The organism is Microcoleus sp. B4-C1, from assembly GCF_036705285.1.
Taxonomy (GTDB): Bacteria; Cyanobacteriota; Cyanobacteriia; order Cyanobacteriales; family Microcoleaceae; genus Microcoleus.
On the sequence record NZ_JAUBUC010000065.1, the window covers coordinates 1 to 5,658 of the forward strand.

Annotated in this window: 6 protein-coding genes; 2 read left to right on the plus strand and 4 right to left on the minus strand. The window is 45.6% G+C overall.

Annotation, left to right across the window (positions count from 1 at the left end):
- Window positions 1-205: 205 nt before the first annotated feature.
- Window positions 206-691 (minus strand): peptide-methionine (S)-S-oxide reductase MsrA, encoded by a 486-nt coding sequence (msrA, locus tag QUB26_RS22715; protein WP_445299633.1) that lies wholly within the window; start codon window positions 689-691, stop codon window positions 206-208.
- A 27-nt stretch (window positions 692-718) separates the two neighbouring features.
- Window positions 719-1,681, minus strand: a complete 963-nt coding sequence (locus QUB26_RS22720; protein ID WP_333233085.1) for a DNA polymerase III subunit delta' — start codon at window positions 1,679-1,681, stop codon at window positions 719-721.
- A gap of 504 nt (window positions 1,682-2,185) precedes the next feature.
- Between QUB26_RS22720 and QUB26_RS22725 the strand changes: the two genes are divergently transcribed.
- Complete coding sequence (locus QUB26_RS22725) at window positions 2,186-3,454, plus strand: transposase (protein ID WP_333319835.1); 1,269 nt, start codon at window positions 2,186-2,188, stop codon at window positions 3,452-3,454.
- A gap of 8 nt (window positions 3,455-3,462) precedes the next feature.
- On the opposite strand, the gene tmk is transcribed toward QUB26_RS22725, so the two are convergent.
- Window positions 3,463-4,122: a dTMP kinase gene (gene tmk, locus QUB26_RS22730; protein ID WP_333242388.1), complete on the minus strand. Its 660-nt coding sequence runs from the start codon at window positions 4,120-4,122 to the stop codon at window positions 3,463-3,465.
- A gap of 105 nt (window positions 4,123-4,227) precedes the next feature.
- Between tmk and QUB26_RS22735 the strand changes: the two genes are divergently transcribed.
- Window positions 4,228-4,575 carry a hypothetical protein gene (locus tag QUB26_RS22735; protein ID WP_190659999.1) on the plus strand — a complete coding sequence of 116 codons (348 nt, stop codon included), beginning with the start codon at window positions 4,228-4,230 and terminating at the stop codon, window positions 4,573-4,575.
- Window positions 4,576-4,772: 197 nt separating this feature from the next.
- On the opposite strand, the gene QUB26_RS22740 is transcribed toward QUB26_RS22735, so the two are convergent.
- On the minus strand, window positions 4,773-5,658 hold an 886-nt coding region (locus QUB26_RS22740), incomplete at its 5' end, for an HAD-IC family P-type ATPase (RefSeq protein WP_333319837.1).

Consider the following 5,658-nt stretch of genomic DNA (forward strand, 5'->3'; position numbering starts at 1 on the left):
CGTCCCGCCCGTCCACTCATGACGGGCGGGACGCCCATCCCACTTTCAAGAGTGGAAGTTATTTAATTCTCATTCCTAAGTAAATGGAAATAAACATGGCGTAGGGGAGGCAGAGTTTTGCATTAATAATAAACTGGTGGCTAGTATAGATCATTGCCTTACCCGCCCCTAATATTTTTTATTGTTTGTCGAGTCTGCCTACTTCTTAACTAATAACTTTTGACGAATGCCGCTTCTTCTCAATATATTGCTGGTGGTAATCCTCTGCCATATAAAATTCAGCAGCAGGTTTGATTTCGGTGGCAATATCTTTGTCGTATTTACCGGAAATTTGCAATTTTTGTTTGGAGGCGCGCGCGGCTTTTTCTTGTTCGGAATTATGATAAAAGATCACAGACCTGTACTGTTCGCCTCTGTCGGGGCCTTGGCGATTGATTTGGGTAGGATCGTGACAGTTCCAGAATACATCTAGCAGTGTTTCGTAACTCACCTGCGATCGATCGTACTCTATCAGCACAGATTCAGCGTGACCAGTGACTCTGGCGCAAACATCCAGGTAGCAAGGATTCGGCCAGTGGCCTCCTGTGTAGCCCGCAGCAGTCGAGACGACACCCGCAACGGCGCGAAACTTGTGTTCAACTCCCCAAAAACAACCGGCGGCAAATGTGGCTTTTTCCATCGTGTTACTCATCGTATTGGGTTCAAACTTGGCAATAAATTATGCTTGACATATCCCCATAAGTGTGCATTCCCAAACTAATCGCGGCTGTACGTAGTTTAACAAATATTGTCGTGCTTTCTCCAAGGGCTCTAGGGGCGATCGACTAATTCCCCCTGCCAAAAATTGCTGCCAATAACAGTGTTGTAAATAATCGATTAACCACAACTGAGATTCAGTATCTAAAGTTTTATCAATTTCCTTTGCCAATTCCAAAGCAGACCGCAGATTTTGAGGCAACTGCTTCACCTTTTGCAGCAAATCATCGGGTATTGATTGCAGTTGCTGCCAAATAGAAATCGCCTCCCCAGGACTGCCCTGAGCCATCCCCAGTACCTCGGAATGATTCAAAATCTCCGCGAATCCCGCTTGCTGCAAAACTTGTGCCATTGCTTCGGGATTCAGCCTAGAAAACGAAATTTTTTGACAACGAGAAATTAAAGTTGGCAGCAAAAGTTCCACTGTCGGAGCAATTAAAATTAGGGCTGCTTTTCCCGGTTCTTCCAATGTCTTCAATAAGCCGTTAGCTGCTCCCTCAGCCATTGTTTCTGCTTGTTCCAACACTACGACTGAACGTGCTGCTTCTAGCGGCGGTCTGCTGAGAAAATTACTGATTTCTCGAACTTGTTCTAAGCGAATTTGTGGTGGTGCTTTCCGCTTTAAACCGGCTTCCTCTGCTTCCTTTGGTGTAAGCCGTTTGCCTTGGTTCATGTAAGTTGGTTCTACCCAAAGTAAGTCTGGATGATTTCGCTGTCTCACGCGATTTTGCACGGAGGCTATTAGTCTGGTTTCGGGAATATTGGCTGAGAATAAAAGCTCGATGAAACACTGAGCGGCTAAACTTTTGCCGATGCCGTTAGAGCCGACAAATAAATAACCAGGAGCAATTCGGTTTCGCTCGACTGCTTGAGTTAGCAATTCTACTGCTCGCTCTTGTCCGATTAATGATGTAAAATAATTCATGTTTGCTCAGGAAGAAGGAAGTTCGGCAACGGATTATGTAACGGATGTAACTCACATCTTGCACCATTCTCAGGAACAGGCAAGATGCCTGTTCCACAAAGAGTGAATTTTCTTGTGGAACAGGCATCTTGCCTGTTCCTAAACAAGTAATTGAGAATGGTGCAAGATATCAGATGTAACGGATATCAGGATGAAGGATGAAGGAATAAAATCTAGGGCTTCAGCAATTAATAACATCTTAAGCGTCGGGGTGGTTGCTATAATACCAAAAGGTTATTGTGTTTTAACGGACTGCTCAATAATTGTTTTGAGTTAAGAATGTTAAATTGTAAGTTGCCGGAGCCGGACAGGGCATTGCCGTGTCTCTACAGATTATCTAGCGCTATTTTTCAGAATTGGTATTGTAAATCTTCATTGAGTTTATAAGCAATTATAAACAATAATGGTATCATATCGCTATGAGTTGACAAGGAATACGCACACATCAAAGAACGAAAGTCTCAAATGCAGCTAACAGAGAGGCACATCATTAAATCGACGGAACACCGTTTTACTGAAATTGACGAACTAGCCTTTAAATCCAAAAACCTCTACAATGCCGCCAATTACGTCATTCGTCAGAGCTTTATTTATGGATGGGGCTATGTCAATTACAACGAAATGAACCGTTTGATGAAGTCTCATGAAGCATACAAGGCTTTGCCTGCTAAAGTAAGCCAGCAAATCTTGATGGTGTTAGACAAGAATTGGAAATCGTTTTTTGAAGCAGCTAAAACTTACAAAGCTGATTCTTCAAAATTTACTGGTCGCCCGAAATTGCCAAAGTATAAAGACAAAACCAAAGGGCGAAACCTTCTCGTCTACACCATTCAAGCAATTAGCAGCAAAGAGTTGAAGAAAGGAGTCATTAAACTTTCTGGTACTGAACTTTCAGTCAAAACGAAAGTAAATCCCGATCGGATTTGTCAAGTTAGGTTGGTTCCCAAGTGTGATTCTTATCTAATTGAGGTGATTTATGATGAACCGGAGTCCACCGCTAGTAACGACAGCTTTGTAGCTAGTATTGATTTGGGACTGGATAATTTAGTGGCGCTAACTTCAAATCAACCAGGATTTATTCCACTGTTGATTAACGGGCGACAATTAAAATCGATCAACCAGTTCTATAACAAGCGTAAAGCACAATTACAATCCCAATTAAAAGGGAGTCGCAAAACCTCGTTACGTATTCAACGCTTAACCCGCTGTCGCCACCAAAAAGTAGATAATTATTTGCATCATACCAGTCGTAGGATTGTCGATATTTTGGTCGCACAACAAATTGGGACGCTAGTAATTGGCAAAAACGCACAGTGGAAAACTGAAATTAACCTAGGAAAGCAGACTAACCAAAATTTTGTCAGTATTCCTCACGCTCGATTAATTGAGATGTTGGAATACAAAGCTTTCTTGGTTGGAATTCAGGTAATCGTGCAGGAAGAATCTTTCACGTCACGGGCAAACTTTTTGGGATTAGACCCAATTCCTGTTTACGGGAAAACAGAAAAAGAACCTGTCTTTACTGGGAAACGGGTCAAACGAGGCTTGTACAAAACATCGACTGGTCAACTAATTAATTCCGATGTCAACGGATCTTTTAATATTCTCAGAAAAGCAATCCCAAATGCGTTCAGCGATGGGATAGGGAGCTGCGTAGTTCAGCCGAGGCGGGTCAATCCGCTCAAAGTAAAAGTGAAAGGGGAGGGGCTTAACGCCTCCCATGTCTATAAATGACTATACTTTTACCAGCTATTATTTAAATATCCCCAAGCTTCTAACCGGCGAGTTACAATAGCTTGAATTTCCTGAGCGACTTCATATTCAGGCCGATCGGCATTTATGCGAACAATTCGAGATTTATTTGCCTCGGCTAACTCCGAAAAACCTTGCTGCACAAGGCGGTGAAACTTCAAATCCGCTTGCTCGATCCGATCGCACCCTCCGCGAGCCCTTACCCTCGCCAAACCCTCCTCCACATCAATATCCAGCCACAAAGTCAGATCGCTTTCCAAGCCGCCGGTGGCAATGTCATTCAACTGCTTAATTAAATTTAAATTAAGACCGCGGCCGTAGCCCTGATAAGCGATCGTAGAGTCAGTAAAGCGATCGCATAAAACAATCGTTCCTTTCGATAACTCGGGTTTGAGAAAAGTTTCGACGTGTTGAGCGCGATCGGCAGCGTACATGAGTAATTCTGCTCGATCGGATACAGATTCGCCCCCATCTTGTTTCAGCAGCAAATGTCGCAGTCCCCTTCCCAGCTCAGTACCCCCCGGTTCGCGAGTAGCCACCAAGCGGACTCTCAGAAAGCAACTTACTTGCAGGAACTGTATCAAGCGCTGCATTTGCGTAGTTTTACCCGCACCTTCAACCCCCTCAAACACGATAAGTTTGCCTTTCATTGCCCTAACTTTCCACCTGAATAAAATAAATCCATATTGTTCTGTGCATCTGTTCTAGGTTCGGTATGATAATAAAGTCTAAATGCCTCACGGCTGGAGTTGTCTATGGCTCGCTATACTGGTTTTTTTATCGTTGCCGTTCCGATCGACCGTCTCCGTCAATCCCTGATTGAAATTTTAGAGTCATGCAATCTTGATATTATCTACAATACAGGAGATTCCGTCATGGCTCGCGAGCTTCCCGGTCAAGTTTCCATTGCCAAACTTGTCACCGCAGAAGTCCTAATTGAGAAAAACACGGCCAGCGACTCAGAGGTTCGCATGAACTTCGTGATTAAAAACGAAGAACTGCCCCTGCAAACCAACAACCACTGCCGTCAAATGTTCGAGCTAGTGAGTCGTTCAATTATGAACAACAATAACTGGCGACTTTTGGAAAGTATGGCACTCTAGCCATCAGTCAGTCGAGTTTACATTTTAGATTTTAGAGTGACTCCACAGATAAATCTGGGGCCTCGAACTAACGTCGAAACTTCTTTGGTCTCGACTCCTGGTGTGGGGGGCTTGTATCCGTCTTGGTATGAGGCCATTAGTCATTAGTTTCTAGCTAATGACCGATGGCCTCCGACTTTTATATGCAATCCCTAAACTTAAGCTCGAAATCCCCGGCGCAAAAACAAAGAATTTGTCACCACGCTAACAGAACTAAACGCCATAAATGCTCCAGCCGCCGCAGGACTGAGTAGAATTCCGGTTGCAGGCAGCAAGATACCTGCGGCTACCGGAATTCCCAGAGTATTGTAACCAAAAGCCCAAAATAAATTTTGGCGAATCTTATTAAAAGTAGCGCGCCCCAGCTCGATCGACTCAACAACATCCATCAAAGCATTTCGCATCAGCACAATTTGAGCAGTTTCCACTGCTACATCAGTGCCGCAGTGCAAACCAATACCGACATCAGCTTGAGCCAAAGCAGGGGCGTCATTGATACCATCCCCCACCACAGCCACTTTACAGCCTTGGGCTTGCAAAGTCGCGATCGCGCGAGCCTTCCCCTCCGGCCGCACCCCGGCCAAAACATCAGCCGCCGCCAAACCTAGCTGCTGCGCCGTCACCGCCGCCGCAGACGGCGTATCCCCCGTCAGCATCATCACCCGCAATCCCATGCCCCGCAAACGTTCCACCGTCGCCTTAGCATCCGGCCTCAGAGTATCTTTTAGGCCGATTACCCCCAGCAAAACGCCCCCAGAAGCCACGTAAACCGCCGTTTTGCCTTCCAAAGACCCCGACAATTCCGTCGCCACAGCGACCCCCTGCTCCTTCATCCACTCGGCATTCCCCGCGAACACCCGCCGGCCCTCCACCAAAGCCGAAACCCCCAAGCCCGGTTCCGTGCAGAAATCCTCAGCAGCTAGCAGCGGCAAACCTTGCTGTTGAGCTTCCAGCAAAATCGCTGCCGCGATGGGATGAGAAGCGCCCCTTTCCACCGCCGCCGCAATTTGCAGCAGTTTTGAGTCAATTGTGGAACAGGCATCT